20 protein-coding genes are annotated in these 20906 nt (G+C 63.0%); 11 read left to right on the top strand and 9 right to left on the bottom strand.

Going from position 1 to position 20906, the window contains the following annotated elements; genetic code table 11:
• The first annotated feature begins 54 nt into the window (after positions 1-54).
• The gene (locus NKI64_RS06925) at positions 55-1026 is read left to right on the top strand and encodes a Bug family tripartite tricarboxylate transporter substrate binding protein (RefSeq protein WP_352667180.1); all 972 of its coding nucleotides are present in this window, start codon (positions 55-57) and stop codon (positions 1024-1026) included.
• A 35-nt stretch (positions 1027-1061) separates the two neighbouring features.
• Here the strand turns inward: NKI64_RS06925 and NKI64_RS06920 are convergent, their stop codons facing one another.
• Positions 1062-1934, bottom strand: a complete 873-nt coding sequence (locus NKI64_RS06920) for an AraC family transcriptional regulator (protein WP_352513945.1) — start codon at positions 1932-1934, stop codon at positions 1062-1064.
• 203 nt (positions 1935-2137) lie between these two features.
• Between NKI64_RS06920 and NKI64_RS06915 the strand changes: the two genes are divergently transcribed.
• Both NKI64_RS06915 and NKI64_RS06910 read left to right on the top strand, forming a co-directional pair.
• Positions 2138-3382 (top strand): MFS transporter, encoded by a 1245-nt coding sequence (locus NKI64_RS06915; RefSeq protein WP_352667177.1) that lies wholly within the window; start codon positions 2138-2140, stop codon positions 3380-3382.
• A gap of 274 nt (positions 3383-3656) precedes the next feature.
• Positions 3657-4571, top strand: coding sequence for an alpha/beta fold hydrolase (locus tag NKI64_RS06910; protein ID WP_027049909.1), 915 nt, complete (start codon positions 3657-3659; stop codon positions 4569-4571).
• 79 nt (positions 4572-4650) lie between these two features.
• Here the strand turns inward: NKI64_RS06910 and NKI64_RS06905 are convergent, their stop codons facing one another.
• The gene (locus NKI64_RS06905) at positions 4651-5493 is read right to left on the bottom strand and encodes an alpha/beta fold hydrolase (protein ID WP_352667174.1); all 843 of its coding nucleotides are present in this window, start codon (positions 5491-5493) and stop codon (positions 4651-4653) included.
• Positions 5494-5643: 150 nt separating this feature from the next.
• Here NKI64_RS06905 and NKI64_RS06900 point away from each other — a divergent pair, with 150 nt between their 5' ends.
• Positions 5644-6075 (top strand): MarR family winged helix-turn-helix transcriptional regulator, encoded by a 432-nt coding sequence (locus NKI64_RS06900; protein WP_023670043.1) that lies wholly within the window; start codon positions 5644-5646, stop codon positions 6073-6075.
• A 22-nt stretch (positions 6076-6097) separates the two neighbouring features.
• Here NKI64_RS06900 and NKI64_RS06895 read toward each other — a convergent pair whose 3' ends face one another.
• The 4 genes from NKI64_RS06895 to NKI64_RS06880 form a co-directional block, all read right to left on the bottom strand.
• On the bottom strand, positions 6098-6859 hold the full coding sequence (locus tag NKI64_RS06895) for a glutamine amidotransferase (protein ID WP_352667171.1): 762 nt from the start codon (positions 6857-6859) through the stop codon (positions 6098-6100).
• Positions 6860-6938: 79 nt separating this feature from the next.
• Positions 6939-7940 (bottom strand): rhamnose ABC transporter substrate-binding protein, encoded by a 1002-nt coding sequence (locus tag NKI64_RS06890; protein WP_031203833.1) that lies wholly within the window; start codon positions 7938-7940, stop codon positions 6939-6941.
• Positions 7941-7986: 46 nt separating this feature from the next.
• Positions 7987-8976 carry an ABC transporter permease gene (locus NKI64_RS06885; protein WP_023686128.1) on the bottom strand — a complete coding sequence of 330 codons (990 nt, stop codon included), beginning with the start codon at positions 8974-8976 and terminating at the stop codon, positions 7987-7989.
• The gene (locus NKI64_RS06880; protein WP_352667166.1) at positions 8973-11534 is read right to left on the bottom strand and encodes an ATP-binding cassette domain-containing protein; all 2562 of its coding nucleotides are present in this window, start codon (positions 11532-11534) and stop codon (positions 8973-8975) included. The genes NKI64_RS06885 and NKI64_RS06880 overlap by 4 nt, the downstream gene beginning before the upstream one ends.
• Positions 11535-11776: 242 nt before the next feature.
• Here NKI64_RS06880 and NKI64_RS06875 point away from each other — a divergent pair, with 242 nt between their 5' ends.
• From NKI64_RS06875 to NKI64_RS06845, 7 genes are all read left to right on the top strand, one after another.
• Positions 11777-13009, top strand: a complete 1233-nt coding sequence (locus NKI64_RS06875) for an ROK family transcriptional regulator (RefSeq protein ID WP_352667163.1) — start codon at positions 11777-11779, stop codon at positions 13007-13009.
• A 265-nt stretch (positions 13010-13274) separates the two neighbouring features.
• Positions 13275-13919 carry a 50S ribosomal protein L25/general stress protein Ctc gene (locus tag NKI64_RS06870; protein ID WP_023686131.1) on the top strand — a complete coding sequence of 215 codons (645 nt, stop codon included), beginning with the start codon at positions 13275-13277 and terminating at the stop codon, positions 13917-13919.
• 21 nt (positions 13920-13940) lie between these two features.
• Positions 13941-14681, top strand: a complete 741-nt coding sequence (gene pth, locus NKI64_RS06865; RefSeq protein ID WP_023701571.1) for an aminoacyl-tRNA hydrolase — start codon at positions 13941-13943, stop codon at positions 14679-14681.
• 95 nt (positions 14682-14776) lie between these two features.
• Positions 14777-15880: a redox-regulated ATPase YchF gene (gene ychF / locus NKI64_RS06860; protein WP_023686133.1), complete on the top strand. Its 1104-nt coding sequence runs from the start codon at positions 14777-14779 to the stop codon at positions 15878-15880.
• Between the two features lie 200 nt (positions 15881-16080).
• Complete coding sequence (gene corA / locus NKI64_RS06855; RefSeq protein WP_023741062.1) at positions 16081-17055, top strand: magnesium/cobalt transporter CorA; 975 nt, start codon at positions 16081-16083, stop codon at positions 17053-17055.
• 78 nt (positions 17056-17133) lie between these two features.
• Positions 17134-17595 carry a MaoC family dehydratase gene (locus tag NKI64_RS06850; protein WP_023670033.1) on the top strand — a complete coding sequence of 154 codons (462 nt, stop codon included), beginning with the start codon at positions 17134-17136 and terminating at the stop codon, positions 17593-17595.
• Positions 17592-18056 (top strand): MaoC family dehydratase, encoded by a 465-nt coding sequence (locus tag NKI64_RS06845; RefSeq protein ID WP_023749786.1) that lies wholly within the window; start codon positions 17592-17594, stop codon positions 18054-18056. Before NKI64_RS06850 ends, NKI64_RS06845 begins: the two co-directional genes overlap by 4 nt.
• Positions 18057-18146: 90 nt before the next feature.
• On the opposite strand, the gene NKI64_RS06840 is transcribed toward NKI64_RS06845, so the two are convergent.
• The 3 genes from NKI64_RS06840 to NKI64_RS06830 form a co-directional block, all read right to left on the bottom strand.
• Complete coding sequence (locus NKI64_RS06840) at positions 18147-18692, bottom strand: adenine phosphoribosyltransferase (RefSeq protein ID WP_013529989.1); 546 nt, start codon at positions 18690-18692, stop codon at positions 18147-18149.
• Between the two features lie 9 nt (positions 18693-18701).
• Positions 18702-19847 (bottom strand): alpha-hydroxy acid oxidase, encoded by a 1146-nt coding sequence (locus NKI64_RS06835; RefSeq protein WP_023749787.1) that lies wholly within the window; start codon positions 19845-19847, stop codon positions 18702-18704.
• Between the two features lie 186 nt (positions 19848-20033).
• Positions 20034-20906 carry a cytochrome c1 gene (locus NKI64_RS06830; protein ID WP_023670029.1) on the bottom strand — a complete coding sequence of 291 codons (873 nt, stop codon included), beginning with the start codon at positions 20904-20906 and terminating at the stop codon, positions 20034-20036.

Here is a 20906-nt window from a genome sequence, read left to right as displayed (position 1 = left end):
TGCGAGGAGTTCACCATGGCCATACTGCCCCTCCAATCAACGGAGGAGTAGCAGATGCGGCGTAGGACTTTGCTCGGGCTCGCGGTTTCCATCGCAGCCACCCTTTCAGTACCGGCGGCCTGGGCCGCCGATTTTCCGGACCGGACCATCACCATGGTTGTCCCCTTTTCCGCCGGTGGCTCGACGGATCTGGTCGCGCGCCTAGTCGCCAACAAGATATCCGAAAAGCTGGGCCAGCAGATTGTCGTCGAAAATGTCGGCGGCGCCGGGGGCAGCATCGGCGCTGCCCAGGTCGCCCGAGCCGAACCGGACGGCTACACGATCCTGATGGGCACGGTCGCAACCCACGCGCTCAACCCGCTGATCCTGAAGACAAAGCCCTACGACGCGGAGAAGGATTTTGCGCCGATATCGTTGCTCGTGCTGGTGCCAAACGTCCTGGTCGTAAACCCTGAATTCCCCGCCAAGGACGTCAAGGAACTGATCGAGATGCTGAAGAAGGACCCGGACAAATATGCCTACGCCTCATCAGGCAATGGCACCCCGCTGCATCTCTCCGGCGAGCTTTTCAAGACGATGGCCGGCGTCAGTATGCAGCACATTCCCTACAAGGGCGCCGGACCGGCCTTGAACGACGTTATCGGCAATCAGGTGCCGATGATGTTCGACAACCTCCCCTCTTCATCGGGCCATATCAAGAGCGGGACGCTGAGAGCGCTTGGCGTCACCACCAAGGAGCGCGTTCCCTCCTTCCCCGACATACCGGCCATTGCCGAAACCATTCCCGGCTATGAAACCTACAGCTGGAACGCTCTGTTCGCGCCCGCAGGCACGCCGCCGGAGGTCGTCGCCGTTCTTCAGAAGGCGGCAGTTGAAGCCCTGAAAGACCCTGATGTGATCGCCCGCATGGCCCAGTTCAGCGCCTCGATCGTGGCCTCCACCCCGGAAGAGCTTGGAGTGCATGTGAAGGCCGAACTCGCCAAATGGGAACCGATCGTCAAGGCCAGCGGCGTTCAGCTGGACTAGGGCCTACGGCAAAGTACTGCGGGCTTTTCCTGGCGCTACGGCGCCGGGGCCTCAAGTCGAGGCTGAGCCCGCCGCATGCCTTCGTCGCGGGCGCCGCGCATATAGCCGCGCGGCGAGGCGCCGAGCATGCGCTTGAACATGGTTATGAATGCCGGCACGCTGTCATAACCGAGGTCGAGCGCCACCCTGGTGATCGGCTCGCCATCGGCGAGCCTGGGCAGGGCCGCAAACAGGCAGGCCTGCTGGCGCCAAGTCGACAAGGACAGTCCGGTCTGGCGGTGAAAGGCGCGGGTGAACGAACGGCGGCTCATGCCTGCGGCATCCGCCCACTCGTCGATCGTGGCGTGCGGCGAAGGTGCCGCGACAAAGCGTCGGCAGAGCGCCGCCAGCTTCGGGTCGGACGGGAACGGCAGCCCGAGCGGCCGTTCCGGCAAGGTCGGGATCTCGTGCAGCAACAGGTTCATGATCAGCCCGCCGCGGCCTTCCAGTTCGCCGCCTTGCGGCAGCTTTTCCGATTCGACGATCAGGCTGTGCATCAGCTCGGTGATGCCGACGACGCGCAAACCTTCCGGCAGGCCGGGGATAGCGCCCGGCATGACATAGACCGAGCGCATCGAGACATCGCCCAGCATTTCGACAGAATGCTCGGTGCCGGCCGGTATCCACATTGCGTGGTCGGGCGGCACCATCCAGCGCCCGTACCTGGTCGTCACCAGCACGACACCGACCAGCGCATGCAGCAGCTGGCTGCGGCTGTGGCGGTGTTGCGGCACGAGGTAACCGTCGGGATATTCGGTCGGCAAAGCCACCGCCGGCCCGGAAACCTCCTCCAGCCACTGCCAGCGGCTTTCGTGCAATCGGCCGAGATCGGCATTGCCGGCGCGGAAGATGTCCCTGCCATGTGGCATCGGCTATGGCCCACTTGCGAAACTATTGGACCAAACCACGAAAGAAGTCGCCTCGCAAGCGGCTTATAAGGCAGCCATCCCCAAGGCGCTCCGCAGGGGCGTCGCCCAAGCGCTTCAGACGAGCGTCCTTAAGGCGGTCCGCGGGAGCGGCCGCCAAGCCTGCCCGCGGGCAAACACCCGCCAAAAAGACCTCGGAGCCTGCCTTGACCGATACGACAGCCACCAGCATTGCACCGCAGCCAAGCGCCAGCCTCCCTTCAGCCCAGGCGACCGCCTTCACCGTCATCCTGGCGGTGAGCTTTTGCCACGGCATCAACGACATCATGCAATCGCTGCTGCCGGCGATCTATCCGCTGCTGAAAGAGAATTACGGTCTCGATTTCTGGCAGATCGGTCTTCTGACCTTCACCTTCCAGGTCACGGCGTCGCTGCTGCAGCCTATCATCGGCATGATCACCGACAAGCGGCCAATGCCCTATTCGCTGCCCTACGGCATGGCGTCCTCGCTGATTGGCCTGATCGTTCTGGCCTATGCCGGCGACTATGCGCTGCTTCTGGTCGGCGCCTCGCTGATCGGAATCGGCTCGGCGATCTTCCATCCGGAATCCTCGCGCATTGCCCGCTTTGCCTCCGGCGGCCGCTTTGGCCTGGCGCAATCTTTGTTCCAGGTCGGCGGCAATTTCGGCCAGTCGATGGGGCCGCTGCTCGCTGCCTTCATCGTTGTGCCCTTCGGCCAGACCAGCATTTCATGGTTCGCCGTCGGGTCTCTGATCGGCATCATCGTTTTGTCGCGGGTCGGCGGCTGGTACAGCCGGATGCGCGCCGCGCAGGGCAATCGCAAGGCGGCAAGCTTCGTCTCCCCCTTCCCGCGCAAGAAGGTGATGGGAGCGCTGGCGGTGCTGACGCTGCTGGTGCTGACCAAGAACGCCTACATCGCCTCGCTCTCCAGCTACTACACCTTTTATTCCATCCATAAGTTCGGCGTGTCAGTGCAGATGAGCCAGGTCATGCTGTTCCTGTTCCTCGGCGCCTCGGCGCTGGGCATCCTGCTCGGCGGACCGTTCGGCGACCGCTACGGCCAGAAGGCGATGATCTGGTTCTCGATCGTCGGCGTGCTGCCCTTCACGCTGGCGCTGCCCTACGCCAATTTCGAATGGACGATGGTGCTGACGGTGCTGATCGGCCTGATCCTGTCCTCGGCCTTCTCCAACATCGTCGTGTTTGCGCAGGAGTTGGTGCCGGGACGTGTCGGCACCATCGCCGGGATCTTCTTCGGCTTCGCCTTCGGCATGGGCGGCATTGCAGCCGCCGTGCTCGGCGTCGTCGCCGACATGAAGGGCATCGATTTCGTCTTCCAGATCTGCTCGTATCTGCCGCTGCTCGGCCTTCTGACGGTGTTCCTGCCCAACATGAAGGAAGCCAGGAAGGCGCAAGCGGCGGCCAGATAAAACCGGTCGATTTTCCGGAAATGACACCAGGGGCGCGGCATTTGCCGCGCCCTCTTTGATTCTCCGCCATACGCCGGTTGAGAAGCCTGTTAGGAGATAGTCATCAACGAAGGCTTGGGGCCCTCCGACGAATGACCGCTCATGGTCGGTGGGGAAATGCTGATCGACGGCGGCTTGACCATCGCCCGATAGCACAAGGCACTCGCCTGACCGCGGCTTGTCAGCCGCGCGCTGTTGACCGTAGGTTAGTTGCTCAACCTCTCTGGAGAATAATATGCGCAAGATCGTATTGGCCGTATTGGGTGTGCTTCTTGTTACCTTGCCGGCGACGGCACGCATCGTTCCCTTTCCGCCGGGTTTCAAGACGCAGTCCGTCGAAACCAACGGCACCAAACTCTATGTGCGCGTTGGCGGCAAGGGTCCCGCCGTCGTGCTGCTGCACGGCTTTGCCGATACCGGAGACATGTGGGGCGCCGCGGCCATCGCCCTCGCAAAGGACCACACCGTCATCGTGCCGGACCTGCGCGGCATGGGTCTGTCGGCCCACCCGGAAGCGGGCTACGCCAAGAAGAACCAAGCCGTCGACATCGCCGGCGTGTTGGATGCCCTGAAGATCGACAAGGCAGATCTCGTCACCCACGACATCGGCAACATGGTCGGCTATGCGCTCGCCGCTCAGTATCCCAAGCGCATCACCAAATGGGTTATCATCGACGCGCCGCTGCCCGGCATAGGCGACTGGGAAAAGATCAAGCAAAGCCCGCTGCTTTGGCACTTCAACTTCCGCGGCCCTGATATGGAGCGGCTGGTCGCGGGGCGCGAGCGCATCTATCTCGACCGCTTCTACAACGAGCTGTCGGCTGACCCCAAGAAGATCGACAAGGCGACGCGCAGGCACTACGCCAAACTCTATGCCCGCCCGCATGCGATGCATGACGCTTTCGAGCAGTTCAAGGCGTTTGACCAGGACGCGATCGACAACCAGGCGATGCTTGCCGCCGGCGGCAAACTGACCATGCCGCTACTGGCTGTCGGCGGTGAAAAATCCGCTGGCACTACGCAGGCCGATCTCCTGCGGCTTGTTGCGACCGATGTAACGGGCGGCATCGTGCCCGCCTCCGGTCACTGGATCATGGAGGAAAACCCCGAAGACACCGTCAAGCTGATCACTGGTTTTCTCGATAAGTAGGCACTGTCCCGCTGACATTTCGACGAAACCAAAAGCACCCGCCTGACGGCGGGTGCTTTGCCTATCCAGGTGGACGATTCTAGGCCTTGAAGAAGGCCAGCAGGTCGGCGTTGATGACATCGGCATGGGTGGTCGCCATGCCATGCGGGAAGCCCTTGTAGATCTTGAGCTCGCCCTTCTTGAGCAGCTTGACCGAGAGCAGGGCGGAGTCGGCGATGGGAACGATCTGGTCGTCGTCGCCATGCATGACCAGCACCGGCACGTCGATGGCCTTCAGATCGTCGGTGAAGTCGGTTTCCGAGAACGCCTTGATGCAATCAAAATGCGCCTTGGTGCCGCCCATCATGCCCTGGCGCCACCAATTCTCGACGACAGCCTGCGATACCTGGGCGCCGGGGCGGTTGAAGCCGTAGAACGGGCCGGCCGCAATATCGTGGAAAAACTGGGCGCGGTTGGCTGCCTGGGCGGAGCGGAAACCATCGAACACCTCGATCGGCAGGCCACCCGGATTGGCCGCCGTCTTCAGCATGATCGGCGGCACCGCGCCGAGCAGTGCGGCCTTGGCGACACGGCCACCGGAACCGTACTTCGCGACATAGCGGGCCACTTCGCCGCCACCGGTGGAATGGCCGACATGGATCGCGTCCTTGAGGTCGAGATGCGCCGCAAGCTCCGCGACATCAGCGGCGTAGGTGTCCATCTCGTTGCCGGTATCGGTCTGGGTGGAGCGGCCATGGCCGCGCCGGTCATGGGCAATGACGCGATAGCCCTTGGACAGGAAGAACAGCATCTGGGCGTCCCAGTCGTCGCTGCTCAGCGGCCAGCCGTGATGGAAGACGATGGGTTGTCCCGTTCCCCAATCCTTGTAGAAAATTTCGGTGCCGTCCTTGGTGGTGATCGTGCTGCTGCCGGGCTTGGTCATCTCGCTCTCCATTGATTGCTTCCGCGATAATCAATATCGCGATAACCATACGACTAGCGCAGGTCCAAATCCTTGTCTACAGAAAATATGTATCGCGATACCATTTTTCGTGGTACATATTGATGTGCTCAGTCGGCAAAGGAATGCCTCGTGCCTCTCCCGTTGGACAACCAGCTCTGCTTCACGCTTTACGCCACCAGCATGGCAATCAATCGCACCTACAAGCCCATGCTGGACGAGATGGGCATCACCTATCCGCAATATCTCGTGCTGAACGCACTTGCCGAAGCCGGTGGGATGTCGGTCGGCTCGATTGCGCACAGGCTCGCTTTGGAATCGAGCACCATCACGCCGCTGGTGAAGCGCATGGAACAGGCCGGTCTCGTCACCCGCCAGCGCAGCCAGACGGACGAGCGCCAAGTGCAGGTCGACCTGACGCCTGCCGGCCGCGCGCTGCTCGTCCAGTGCAACTGCCTCAACGAAACCCTGATCGAACGCTCGGGCATGACGATGGCTGATCTCGATGCCTTGAATCGGCGGATCCAGGCGCTGCGCGAAGCGTTGAGCAGCAAGCCGGACTAGCTGCCCTACAAACACGCCAGGCTTAATCCTTGCCGGCCAGCCAGCGCATGATGTTGGCCATCAATATGCCGTAGAGCGGCCATCCCAAAAAGTCCTGCGACAGCCAGTGTGGGCCGATGTCGGTCGCCCACGCGACGGTGCGGCCACGGCCATGCTCACGAACCGCAAGCAGCGGCCAGTCCGTGCCACGATAATGGCAGGTCGCCAGAAGCTGGGACGAGCCGTCGCGCCTGAAATCGAGTTTGTTCATGCCGAGGATCGGCGGCAACGGACCCGCGACACCGGCAAGGATCGGATGCGACGCCTGAAGGATCGACGGCTGCAGGCCTTGCGGCACTTCCAGCCCGTCCGAGAATGGCAGGCAGCGCACGGGCAGCACGTCCTCGACCGGGGTGTCGTGGAAACGCGCCGTGCCGAACATGCCTTGGAACCCCATATAGCCGCCGGCCAGCATCAGCCCGCCGCCGCCTTCGACATAGGCCTTGAGGACGTCGAGGCGGTTGACGCCGATGCGCCCGGCGCGGGCCTCCGGCGTGACCAGCAAGGTCAGCGCGCCGACATCGGAGATCACCACCGCCTGGTATTCGGCCAGCGCGTCGAGGTCATACGGAAATTCGGCCGCACAGCGATCGCCACCGATCTGAGTCACCGCTATGCCCTCTGCGGCAAGGGCGGCATTGAAGGCCGTCGCGCCATTCACCCATGTCGCACTTGTCAGAACGTCGCCGCCGGCAGCGACCGACGTCGTCGCCGCGAAGGTCTCGCCTGCCAGCAAGAGTTTCATCGTCGCCCTCACGCTTTTCGACTGACAATTGAACGAGCGGGCGCCGGCTTGAACCGGCGCCCGCCGGGCCTTGGGAGGCTTAGAACTTAAACTCGGCCAGGTTTTCCGGCGTCACGATCTTGGCCGGGCCAAGGATCAGTTCGCCGCTGGCCCCGATCGTGTATTCGCCGAGCCTGCCCGCCGTGAACTTCTCACCTTCCTTGCCGGTGATCTTGCACTGCGCCAGCGCCTGGGCCGCCTGATAGGTCAGGTAGCCGAGATCGGTGACATTCCACCAGATATCCTGGGCAGAGCCATCCTTGATGTATTTCGAAATCAAAGTGGCTGGCGCAAGGCCGGTCAGCTTGACCTTGCCGATCATGCCGGCTTCCTCGAGTGCGCGCGCGGCCGCCGGAAGGCCAATGCCTGCCGGCACGATGATCACCTTGAGATCCGGAAACGCCTGCACCAGCGCCAAGGCCTGCTGCTGGTTGACCTGCTCGCTCTCCTCGCCATAGGCGACCTGCACCAGTTTCATCTTGGCGTATTTCGGCTCTGCCGCCATCTTCGCCTTCATGAAGTCGATCCAGGCGTTCTGGTTGGTCGCCGTCGGCGTCGACGACAGGATGGCGAACTCGCCTTCGCCGCCGCTGAGGTTGAATGCGCTTTCCAGCATCATTTCGGCCAGACTGTCGCCCTTCACCTGGTTCACGAACACCGCGCGCGCATCGGCCGCGACGTCGGAATCGTACGAGATCACCCGGACGCCTTGCTGAACGGCGCGCTTCAGCGCAGGCGCAACCGCATTGGCGTCGTTGCCGGCGATAGCGATGACCCCGACCTTCTGCGACACAAGGCTGTTGATGAATTCGATCTGTGCCTCGGCCGTCGCTTGCGAAGGGGCAACCTGGGTGGCGGTGCCGCCAATTTCCTTCGCAGCCTCCTCGGCGCCGCCGAAAGCCACCTTGAAGTAGGGATCGGTGTCGAGCTTGGGCAGGAAGCCGACGGTCACCGGTTCCTTGGCGCATTCCTGGCTGTAGGCCAGCGAGGCCGGCGCAAGCAGAACCGCGGATGCGAGCAGGGCTATTCTAAACGCTTTCATTGTGTCTCCTCCGTCAGAATTCGGGCTTGAAGAAAGGGGCCCGAGATCACCCCTTGGTTTCGCGCAGGACGCGCGATCTTGACAGCCGCTCCTCCAGGGAGCGCCAGTAGTTGCCGACCAGCAGCGAGCCGATCAGGAGCAGGCCGATGATCATGCCTTGGGCGTCGCCGCCGATCTGATTGAGCGCCAGCACGTTGCGGATGATGGCGATCAACAGCAGCGCCAGCATGACCCCCGTGAGCCGCCCCTTGCCACCGAAGACGCTGACGCCGCCGAGCAGCACGATGGTGATGACGTCGAGTTCCATGCCGAGCGCATTGTTAGCGCGGGCGTTGGAAAGGCGCGCGGTGTAGACGATGCCGGCGATGGCCGCGACGAGGCCCGAAACGACGAAAAGCTTCAGCACCATCTGGCGCGTGTCAATGCCGGAATAGCGCGCCACTTCGGGGCTACCGCCAAGCGCATAGATGCGCTTGCCGGTCGGCGTCTTCTGCAGCACCACCGCGAAGATCGGCGCCAGCAGCAGGAACGGCACGATGGTCCACGGGATTTGTGTGCCCGGCAGATTGCTGATGCCGAAATCGACAACCGCCGGCGGCAATATGTTGACCGAACCGGTGCCGAGCAGGATGTAGCCAATGCCCCGATAGAGCGCCATGGTGCCGAGCGTCACCACCAGCGACTGCAACCCGAGGCCCGACACCAGATAGCCGTTGAAGGCGCCGAGCAGGCCGCCGAAGACGAGCGTCAGCGGAATGGCGGCCAGCGTCGGCACGCCAGCCTGGACAAGCAGGCCAAAAATCACGGATGTCAACGCCAGCACCGAGGCGATCGACAGGTCGATCTCGCGGGTGATGATGAGCAGCGTCATCGGCAGGATCAGCAACGCCTTTTCCGAGGCGCTCGCCGCCAGCTGAGAAAGGTTAAAGCCGGAAACGAAATTCGGCACGAAGACCGCCGCATAGATAAAGACGGCGAGGCAGGCGGTCGCCAGCAGCAGATCCCAGAAGTCGATCGAGCGGATAAACTTTCTCATCTCGCCCTCGCCTGTCTTGCCTGTTCGGCACGCCGCACGATGAAGGTGTCGATGCCGATGGCAACCAGGATCACCAGGCCATAGACGCCCTGCAGCCAGAGCGGGTCGACACGCACCAGCGTCAGCCCGTTCTTGATGACCAAGAGCGTGAGCGCGCCAAGGATGATGCCGAGCAGCGTGCCCGAGCCGCCGCGGATGGCGACGCCGCCGACCACCGCAGAGGCGATCACCGTGAGTTCGAAGCCGAGCGCGACGCGGGCATCGATGGTGGCGTAGCGCGAAGCCCACAGGGCGCCGCACAGGCCGCCTAGCAGGCCGGCCATGCCGAAGGCCAGCAGGATGCGCCGGTCGACCGGAATGCCGATCAGCCTTGCGCCGTCCGGGTTGGAACCGGTGGCAAACAGCTCGCGCCCGGTTGCGGTGCGATAGAGCAGCACATAGCCGGCGCACAGGATGACAATAGCGATGATGACGATCAGCGGCACGCCTGCGATCTTCAGCCCGGTCATGTCGAGCCAGGCTTGCGTGACTTCGTCGGCGCTGACCTGGTCGCCCGCCGCCCAGATCGAGTTGAAACCGCGGAAGATCGACATCGAAGCCAGCGTAACGACGATGGCCGGGATCTTTCCCCTGGTAACGACAAGGCCGTTGAGCAGTCCGGCAAAGCCGCCGACCGCGCAGGCGGTGATCAGGCCGATGCCGATGTCCAATCCGGGATAGGCCTGAACCATGCTGGCCGCCATATAGGCGGAGAGGCCGATCACAGCTGCGATCGACAGGTCGATGTTGCGGGTGATCAGCACCAGCATCTGCGCCAGTGCGGCGATAATCAGCAAGGCCGCGTCCATCGACACAGCGGTGAGGTTCGCCGCGCTCACCATGCGCGGGTTGATGATGGTGACCGGAATGGCGACGGCGAGCATCGCCGCAAGCAGGCCGAATTCCCGCCGCTTCAGAAAATCGAACGGTCCTTTTGCCTTTTCCTCCCGGGCCGCGCGTTCTATCTGCGCTGCCTGGCCGGCGCGTTCATCGGTCCTGGTCGCCGCTTCCAGTACTTTTTCCTGCGTGGCTTGCCCGCGCGAAAACTCGGCAGTCTGGCGGCCTTCGCGCAGCACGACAATGCGGTCGCACATGCCGATCAGCTCGGGCATCTCTGACGAGATCAAAAGGATTGCCATGCCTTGCGCGGCAAGGTCCGCGATCATTGCATGCACTTCCGCCTTGGTGCCGACATCGATGCCTTGCGTCGGCTCGTCGAGGATGAGCACGCGCGGCTCGGTGCGCAGCCATTTGGCCAGCACCACCTTCTGCTGGTTGCCGCCGGATAACTCTTTCACCGGCTGCCCATAACCGGAAAAGCGCAGCTTCATGCGCTTCAGCCAGTCCGCCACCAGACCGATGGCGCGGTCGGTGCCGTAGAGACCGCGTTGTGCGGCCTTGTCGAGAACAGGTAGCACCGCATTGTCGAGGATGGAGAAATCCATCACCAGGCTCTGGCCCATGCGATCTTCCGACACATAGGCGATGCGCGCATCCATGGCGTCGCGCGCCGAGGCGAACTGCACGGGCTTGCCGTCGATCAGGATTTCGCCGGCGTCGGGCCGGTCGATACCGAACAGCACGCGCGCAATCTCGGTGCGTCCGCTGCCGACCAGGCCGCCAAGCCCCAGCACCTCGCCGGCGTGAAGCTTGAGGTCGATACCGGCAAACCCGCCGGCGCGCGAAAGTCCCTTCGCCTCCAGCACCAGCGCGCCTGAGGCATGGCGCCGTTCGGGATAGAGGTCGGTGACTTCACGCCCGACCATCATGCTGATGGCGGCAGCGCGGCCAAGCTCGGCCTTCGGCTTGACGCCGATCAGGCGCCCGTCACGCAGCACGGCGATGCGGTCGGCGATGCGGAAGATTTCATCCATGCGGTGGCCGACGAACATCATCGCCACGCCATGCAGCCTGAGATCGGCAACGACGGAAAACAGCCGCTCGACCTCGCGCTGTGACAGCGCCGCCGTGGGCTCGTCCATGATCAGCACGCGGGCATCCAGCGACAGCGCGCGGGCGATCTCGACCAGTTGTTGTTCAGAGGTACGCAGTGTTCCCAGCCGCGTTGCCGCCGGCACGTCGAGCCCGACGGTAGCCAGCACCTTGCGGGCGCCGGCCAGCATGGCGGCATTGTCGATGCCGCCAAAGCGGTCGCGCGGCATGTGGCCGAGATAGATGTTCTCCGCCACCGACAGATCGGGAAACAGGCCAGGATGCTGGTGCATGACCGCAATGCCGGCCGCCTGCGCGTCATGCGGCGAATGGAAGACGGCTGATTTGCCGTCAACCTCGACATGACCGCTGGTGGGAGAATGCACACCGGCCAGAAGCTTCACGCAGGTGCTCTTGCCGGCGCCGTTTTCGCCAAGCAGCGCCAGCACCTCGCCGGAGCGCAATTCGAAGGAGGCGTCCTTGAGCGCAATCGTGCCGCCGAAAGCCTTCGTCGCCTGAACCAGGGCAACAGGAACAGCCCGCACCACCGCAGCGTCGGCTTCGCTTTGTGTGCCCGAGTGCAGCACGTCTCCTCCCTGACCAGTTATTTTTTCAATTTGCTATATTAAATAGCGCAAAGGCGCAACGGCAAAATTGACTTCCATGGCTCCGACGCGCACTGTCGCCGCCAACATAGGCACCGCAGGGTGCGCTCGGTCGCAGGTGGTTTGCGGGCTTCGCGCCGGGAACGGGACATTTGGGGAGTGTGCGGGTTTTGTCAGGGAAAGGCAGCAATTCTGTCAAAGTTCGGCACTATAATGAGCGTTTCGTGCTCGACGCCATCCGTCGCCTCAAGGAAGCCTCCAAGTCCGATCTGGCGCGCGCGGCAAGCCTGACGCCGGCGGCCGTCGCTGCCATCGTCGACGGCCTGGAATCTTCCGGATTCGTAAAGCAAGTGGGAAAAAGGTTCGGGCAGCGCGGTTCGCCCTCCACGCTGTACCGGCTGACGCCGGAGCGCGTCTACAGCGTCGGCATCAAGATCGGCCGGCGTGCGCTTGAAGCCGTTCTGGTCGACTTCGCCGGTGAAATCCGCGCAAGAGAGTCGCACGAATACCGCTTCCCCGATCCTGATTTGGTGCTGAAGGCCGGCAACATGGCGCTGGCCACCTTCGAAAAGCTGGTGGATGGGCTTGGCGAAGCCAGCATCGTCGGCGTCGGCATTGCCTCACCCTATTTCCTCGGCGGCTGGAGCGAGGAACTCGGCTTTCCCGACGATCTCGGCAGCCGCTGGGAGGCGATCGACCTGACGACATGCTTTGCCACTCCGGCGAAGACGCCGGTGTTCGTGGAAAACGACGCCACGTCGGCGGCGCTGGCCGAACTTGTCCAGGGCGCCGGCGCCCGCTTTCGCGATTTCATGCACATCTCGATCGACACTTTTGTCGGCGGCGGCCTGGTGCAAGGCGGCAGGGTCCATACCGGGCCGCATGGCAACAGCGCTGCCCTCGGACCCTTGCCGGTCTCGCCCTCAAGCCTCGATTCGGTGGCGGCGAAGCCTGCGCGCTACCAGAGCCTGCTGCATCGCGCCTCGATCTATGTGCTGGTCAATCACCTGAGGTCGCGCGGCGTGGTGATCAATCGTGTGCGGGAACTCGATCCGTTGCCACCCGAAGCGCGCTTGCCGCTGTTCGAATGGATCGACGATTGCGCGAGCGCGCTGGTCGAGGCGATCATCGCCATCACCTCCATCATCGACATCGAGGCCATCGTTCTCGACTCGATCCTGCCCAGGCCGATCCATCTCGAACTGCTGGCAAGGGTGCAGACCCAGTTCAACCAGGCCAGCGCAATCGGCATCGTGGCGCCGGAGATCGTGTCGGGGCAATTCGGCCCTGAGGCCTCCTCGATCGGCGCTGCCATGCTTCCGTTCTCGGCGCTGCTGGCGCCCGACAGCGGCGTGCTCATGATCGGCAAGGACCGGACGAAACTGCTGAGCGCTCTGTCCACGCTCGGTGGCGCCAAGGGAAACGGATCAAATCCGCCCACCGACCTGCCGGCCTGAGCGCAATGCGGCGCGCCCAACGCAGGCATCGGCCGCCCTTGCCCGCCATGGCTTGCACGCCTGCCCGCCTTCCGCTATAGAGCCGCCACCCGCGTAGACACCCTTGGAGGCAACGCGGCGGAAGGCTGCCTTCCCTTGTGATCCCGAACAAAGCTCCGCGTATGCGGTTTCTGGCATTCGGACATCCAGGCCTGGCGGCTTTCGACGTTTACGGTCCAGGCACACTGCCACCGCAAACGCTCCATAAAACGCGAAAGGAAATGCCATGAGCCACGATACTTACGAGCTCAAGGCCGAAGCGCGCGAACAGGTCGGTAAGGGGTCCGCCCGTGCAGTTCGCCGCAACGGTAAAGTGCCTGCAGTTATCTACGGCGACAGACAGCCTCCCCTGGCGATTGCGCTGAACTACAAGGACGTCTTCTACAAAATCCATGGCGGCGGGTTTTTGACCACGATCGCCACGATCGATGTCGACGGCAAGAAAATCCAGGTTCTGCCCAAGGATTTCCAGCTCGACCCGGTCAAGGATTTCCCGGTCCATGTCGACTTCCTGCGCATCGGCAAGGACACCGAGGTCAACGTCGACGTGCCCGTCCACTTCATCAATGAAGACAAGTCGCCCGGCATCAAACGCGGCGGCGTGCTCAACATCGTGCGTCACGAAGTCGAGTTCCACTGCCCGGCCAATGCGATCCCGGAATTCATCACCGTCGATCTCACCGGCGCCGACATCGGCGATTCGATCCACATCTCGGCGGTTACCTTGCCGGCCGGCGTCAAGCCGGTGATCTCCGATCGCGATTTCACCATCGCGACCATTGCCGGCTCCTCGGCGATGAAGCCGGAGACGGAAGAGACGGCGGAAGCGGCAGCCCCCGAAGCGGCGGCTCCTGCTGCCGAAGAGAAGTAATTTTCGGGCCCGGAGTTCACGATGCTTGTCTTTGCAGGCCTCGGCAATCCGGGCGCGAAATACGCTGATAACCGGCACAATGTCGGCTTCATGGCGGCGGACGCAATTGCCCGCCGCCATTCGTTTTCGCCCTGGTCGAAGAAGTTCCAGGGCCTGATCGCCGAAGGCACGATTGCCGGCGAAAAGATTCTTCTGATCAAGCCGCAGACCTTCATGAACCTGTCGGGACAGCCGGTCGGCGAAGCCCTGCGCTTCTACAAGCTCGGCCCCGAGGCGCTGACCGTCTTCTACGACGAGATCGACCTGCCGGCCGGCAAATTGCGGGTCAAGGTCGGCGGTGGCGCCGGCGGACACAACGGCATCCGTTCGCTCGACCAGCATGTCGGCAAGAACTTTCGCCGCGTGCGCATCGGCGTCGGCCATCCCGGCGTCCGGGAAATGGTGCAGTCCCATGTGCTCGGCGATTTCGCCAAGGCCGACCGCGAATGGCTGGACGTGCTGCTCGACACCATCGCCGACGATGCCGGGCTGCTGGCCAAGGGCGACGACAGTTCTTTCATGAACCGGGTGACGCTGGCCTTGCGCGACAAACTAACGCCAACCGGCGACGACGACCGGCCGCCGCCAAAGGCGCCGAAGGCTGAGGGCCCGAAAGCTCAAAGCCACATCCGCCAGGCACGGCCACAGCAGGCGCCGGCCAAGCTGCCGGAAAGCGGCCCTATGGCCGCCATGCTGAAGAAACTGTTCGGCAAGAAGGACTGAGCGTCGATAGGATCGGGACCGCGGGGCTTGACGTTGCTCACCCCTATCGCCCATAGCCCTCATCAAATTTCTAGTTTCCCGATAGGACCGGACACATGGGTTTCAAATGCGGCATCGTTGGCTTGCCCAACGTCGGCAAGTCGACGCTTTTCAACGCATTGACCAGGACGGCGGCGGCGCAGGCCGCCAACTATCCGTTCTGCACCATCGAACCGAACACCGGCGAGGTGGCGGTGCCTGATCCGCGGCTGCAGAAGATCGCCGCAATCGCCAAGTCTAAGGAGATCATCCCGACCCGCATCTCCTTCGTCGACATCGCCGGCCTGGTGCGCGGCGCCTCCAAGGGCGAAGGGCTGGGCAACCAGTTCCTCGCCAACATCCGTGAGGTCGACGCCATCGTGCATGTGCTGCGCTGTTTCGAGGATGACGACATCACCCATGTCGAGGGCAAGATCGACCCTGTCGCCGACGCCGATACGGTCGAGACCGAGCTGATGCTCGCCGACCTCGACAGCCTCGAGCGCCGCATCGTGCAGATCCGCAAGCGCGCCGGCAGCAAGGACAAGGAAGCAACCACCGTGCTGCCGATGATGGAGGCCGCACTCGAGCTCCTCCAGGCCGGCAAGCCGACCCGCATCCTGCTCAACGGCATTTCAGCGGAAGACCTGCGCATCCTGCAGGGACTGAACCTCTTGACCTCGCACCCCGTGCTCTATGTATGCAACGTCGCCGAAGCCGACGCCGCCACCGGCAACGAGCACACCAGGGCCGTGGAAAAGATGGCGACCGCGCAGGGCGCCGGCACCGTGGTGATCTCAGCCGCGATCGAAGCCGAAGTCGCCCAGCTCTCCGACGAGGAAGAGATGGAGTTCCTGTCCTCGCTCGGCCTCGACGAACCTGGCCTCAACAAGGTCATCCGCGCCGGCTACGATCTGTTGCATCTCATCACCTATTTCACCGCCGGGCCGAAGGAGACCCGCGCCTGGACGATCCACAAGGGCGACAAGGCCCCGCAGGCGGCCGGCGTCATCCACACCGATTTCGAGCGCGGCTTCATCCGCGCCCAGACCATCGCCTATAACGACTACGTCACACTGGGCGGCGAAGTGGCGGCCAAGGAAGCCGGCAAGGCGCGCGACGAAGGCAAGGAATATGTCGTCCAGGATGGCGATGTCCTGCTGTTCAAGTTCAACACCTGAGGCGCCGCGGCTGGCGCGCTGACGGCGACCGATCACGGCTTCGTCAAGTGGAGGAGCCGGCATGCCGCTTCGCTTGACTGCCCTTGGCACCGGGTCTATGGCCGTTTGCATGCGACTTGGCCATCCCCGTGGGAACGGCGGCGCGTGCAAGACCCATCGCTATTAAACGAAACCTTGGGCTCAACCAACGGAGACCGGCGATGATCAAGGCCTTCGTCGTCGACAATGATCGCCTGCGCCTCGCCGACGATCTCGTGGCCAATGGCGATCAGGTCGTCTGGGCCGACCTTCTCAACCCGACCAAGGAAGAAGAAGCGACGATCGAGACCTGGCTCGGCGTTGCCATCCCGACGCGCGAGGAGATGGAGGAGATCGAGATTTCGAGCCGCCTCTACATCGAGGACGGCGCCTACTTCATGACCGCCACCTTGCCGGCGCAGACCGAAATCGATGATCCCTTGATGTCACCGGTTACCTTTGTGCTTGCCGGCCCGAGACTGGTCACCATCCGCTATCATGAGCCGAAGGCGTTCAAGACCTTTCCCCTGCGCGCCGAGAAGGTGGCGACAGGCTGCACCACCGGCAACACCATCCTGATCGGCCTGCTGGAGGCGATCGTCGATCGCCTAGCCGATATTCTCGAACGCGCCGGCCGTGACATCGAGACGATCTCGCGCGATATCTTCGAAGCGCGGTCGACCAAGGTGAACAAGCGCAATCGCGACTTCCAGGAACTGCTCAAGGCCATCGGCCGCAAGGAGGACATTGCCTCCTCGATCCGCGACAGCCTTATCTCGCTGCAGCGCCTCACCGGCTTCCTTGCCCATGTCGCGACCCAGATCAAGATGAGCAAGGACGTCCGCGCCCGCATCAAGACAGTATCGCGCGACGTGCTGTCGCTCGCCGACCACGCCACCTTCCTGTCGCAGAAGATCTCGTTCCTGCTCGACGCGACGCTCGGCATGATCTCGATCGAGCAGAACGCCATAATCAAGATCTTCTCGGTCGCCGCCGTCATCTTCCTGCCGCCGACGCTGGTGGCTTCGATCTACGGCATGAATTTCGACGTCATCCCGGAGCTGAAATGGGAGCTCGGCTATCCCTTCGCCATCGGCCTGATGATCCTGTCGGCGATCCTGCCGTTCTGGTATTTCCGCCGCCGCGGCTGGTTGTAGGCCCAATAGAATTCGCTTGACCAAACGCCGCCCGGACGGCATCCGGATGCCCGGTGATCGTACAACCGGATTGGGATCATGACCGCAAAAAGCTGGGCCTACGAGGATTTCACCGAGGGCGCATCGATCGACCTCGGCGCCAAGCAGGTGAGTGCGGCCGAAATCATCGAATTCGCCACCGAATTCGACCCGCAGCCGATGCATCTCGACGAAGCCGCCGGCAAGGCCAGCATCCTTGGCGGCTTGGCCGCCTCCGGCTGGCACACCTGCGCGATCTTCATGCGCATGCTGTGCGACGCCTTCCTGCTCGACTCGACCGCGCAAGGCGCGCCCGGCATCGACCAGGTCAAATGGAAGAAGCCGGTGCTGGCCGGCGACACACTGGCCGGCAGCACCAGCGTGCTTGCCAGGCGCCTGTCGAAATCCAGGCCTCAGCTCGGCCTCGTCACCTTGCGCAGCGAACTGTTCAACCAGCGCGGTGAAAGCGTCTTCGAACTTGAGAACACTGTCATGTTCTTGACCCGCGAGGCCGGCGCATGAGCCTCGACGCGTTCTTCCGCATCGGCGAAACCATCAACCTCGGTTCGCACACATTCGAAACCGAGGCGATCAAGGCGTTCGCCTGCAAATACGATCCACAGGTCTTTCATGTCGACGAGGAGGCGGCGAAGAAAAGCGTGTTCGGCCGCCTCTGCGCCTCAGGCTGGCACACCGCGGCCACCTGGATGAAGCTCAATCTCAAAAATCCTATGGACGCTTCTCAATGGACCGGACCCGGCCCGGTACCAGAATTCGGCCCCTCCCCCGGCTTCAGGAACCTGAAATGGCCAAAGCCGGTCTATGCCGGAGAAACCGTCACCTTCATGCGCACGGCCCTGTCCCACCGCCCGCTTGCCACCCGCCCCGGCTGGCGCCTGCTGGCGCTGCGCTCGGAAGGTTCCGATTCGGCAGGCGACAAGGTGCTGGAGTTCGACAGCGCCGTGCTGGTGAAGGCTGGGTAGTGAATAGTGAGTAGTGAGTATTCAATATCAGAGTGTGTGAGTAAGCCTAGCGCCTGTCATTGAACGCTGACATTCACTATTCACTATTCACTAATGCCCCTCAAACCCGATCAACGTCCGCACCGGCACGCCCAGCGCTTCGAGCTTCGCCCGTCCGCCGAGATCCGGCAGGTCGATGACGAAGCACGCGGCAAGAATATCGGCGCCGATCTGCCTTAGCAGCTTGACCGCCGCCTCCGCCGTGCCGCCGGTCGCGATCAGGTCGTCAACCAGGATCACCTTCTCGCCCGGCGCAACGCCGTCCTTGTGCATCTCCATCTCGTCCAGCCCGTACTCCAGGCTGTAGGCGACGCGTACCGTCTCGTAAGGCAGCTTGCCCTTCTTCCGGATCGGCACGAAACCGGCCGAAAGCTGGTGCGCGACCGCACCGCCGAGGATGAAGCCGCGTGCCTCGATGCCGGCGATCTTGTCGATCTTCTGCCCGGCATAGGGATGCACCAGCTCGTCGATGGCGCGGCGGAAGGCGCGCGCATTGCCGAGCAAAGTGGTGATGTCGCGAAACAGGATGCCGGGCTTGGGGTAGTCCGGAATGGTGCGGATCGCGGCGAGCAGCGTGTCTTCGAGCGAGGATTTCATGGGTCGAGATTACCTGAAACGGAGGTTGTTGCGCGACAATTGTTCGATCGAACTGCAGCCCATCAGCTTCATGCCGCGCTCGATCTCGACCCGCATCTGCTCCAGCGCCCGCTCGACGCCCGGCTGTCCGGCCGCCGCCAAGGGGAACAGATAGTAGCGGCCGACGCCAACAGCCTTGGCGCCGAGCGACAGCGCCTTCAGCACATGGGTGCCGCGCTGCACGCCGCCATCCATGATGACGTCTATTCTGTCGCCGACGGCATCGACGATCTCGGCCAGTTGGTCGAACGCCGCCCGCGAGCCGTCCAGCTGCCGGCCGCCATGGTTGGACAGCACAATGCCGCTGCAGCCGATCTCGACGGCGCGCTTGGCATCCTCCACCGACATGACGCCCTTGAGACAGAACGGACCTCCCCACAGTCTGACCATCTCGGCAACATCGTCCCAGGTCATCGACGGATCGAGCATCTCGGTGAAGTAGCGGCTGATCGACATCGTGCCGCCGCCCATGTCGACATGCTCGTCGAGCTGCGGCAGCTTGAATCCCTCATGGGTGAAATAGTTGATCGCCCAACCCGGCTTCAGCGCGAACTGCAGCATGCCGGCAAGGTTGAGCTTGAAGGGGATGGCAAAGCCGGTGCGCTTGTCGCGCTCGCGGTTGCCTCCGGTGATGCTGTCGACGGTCAGCATCATCACTTCGACTCCAACCGCTTTCGCCCGCTGCATCATCGCCCGGTTGAGGCCGCGATCCCGGTGGAAATAGAACTGGTAGACCTGCGGGCTGCTGCTGATCTTGCGCGCTTCCTCAAGACTGACAGTGCCGAGCGAGGACACGCCGAACATCGTGCCGAATTTGGCCGAAGCCTTGGCCACCGCGCGCTCGCCTTGATGATGGAACAGCCGCTGCAAGGCGGTCGGCGAGCAATAGACGGGCATGGCCAGCTTCTGGCCCATCACCGTCACCGACATGTCGATCTCGCTTACCCCGCGCAGCACGTTGGGAACGAGGTCGCTGCGCTCGAAGCTCTCGGTGTTGCGGCGGTAGGTGACCTCATCGTCGGCCGCGCCATCGATGTAGTTGAAGATTGGCCCCGGCAACCGCTGCTGGGCCATGCGCCGGAAATCGGAAAAGTTGTGACAGTCGCGTAGCCGCATCATCGATCCCAAATGCCCCTTTAGCCGGCGATCCGCCGGGCGCGCGTGCAATACCAATCGCATGGCGGCGTGCCAACGGACTTCTTACTGGACGGCTGCTGCGCCAAGATGCGAACCATGTCCGGTTTGGCAAGCAAAAAGGGCGTCCGAAGACGCCCTTTCCATTTCCGAGGAATAAGATGCGGCTTAGTGCGCCACGCCTTCCCACACCTTGCGCTTGGTCAGATACATCAGCGCCCCGAACAGAAGCAGAAACACCAGCACGCGGAAGCCGGTCTTCTTGCGGTCTTCCATATGCGGCTCGGCCGCCCACATCAGGAACGCCGAGACGTCGCGCGAATACTGGTCGATCGTCTGCGGCGAACCGTCATCGTAGGTCACCTGGCCGTCGGAGAGCGGCTTGGGCATCTTCAGCGACACGCCGGACATGAAGTATGGATTATAGTGGGTGCCTTCGGGGATCACCATGCCGGCAGGTGGCGTCTCGTCGTAGCCGGTCAGCAGCGAATGGATGTAGTCCGGGCCGCCCTGCGCATATTGCGTGAAGATGTCGAAGACGAAGCGCGGGAAGCCGCGCTCGACGCCGCGCGCCTTGGCCAGCAGCGACATATCCGGTGGGGCAGCGCCGCCGTTGGAAGCGGCAGCCGCCTCCTCATTGGCGAACGGCGCCGGGAAATGGTCTGACGGCTTGCCCGGCCGGTCGAACATGTCGCCGGCATCGTTGGGTCCATCATGGATGGTGTACTCGGCCGACAGCGACTTGATCTGCGCTTCCGAATAGCCGAGGTCCTCCAGCGTGCGGAACGCCACCAGGTTCATCGAGTGGCAGGCCGAGCAGACTTCCTTGTAGACCTTCAAGCCACGCTGCAGCTGCGCCTTGTCGTAGGTGCCGAACGGACCGGCAAAAGTCCAGTCCATCTCCTTCGGCTCGTGGATCGGGAAATGCGTCGGTGCCGCCGCGTTGTGCGCCTCTTCAGCGGCGATCGCCACACTGCCGACGGCTCCGATGCCAGCGGCAAACACGCCTAGCAGGGCGAGCGAGGTGAGAATCTTTTTCAT

The organism is Mesorhizobium sp. M0478, assembly GCF_040321305.1.
Classification (GTDB): domain Bacteria; phylum Pseudomonadota; class Alphaproteobacteria; order Rhizobiales; family Rhizobiaceae; genus Mesorhizobium.
The sequence above is the reverse complement of the archived record's forward strand: the minus strand, read 5'-3'. Positions and strand labels throughout refer to the sequence as shown.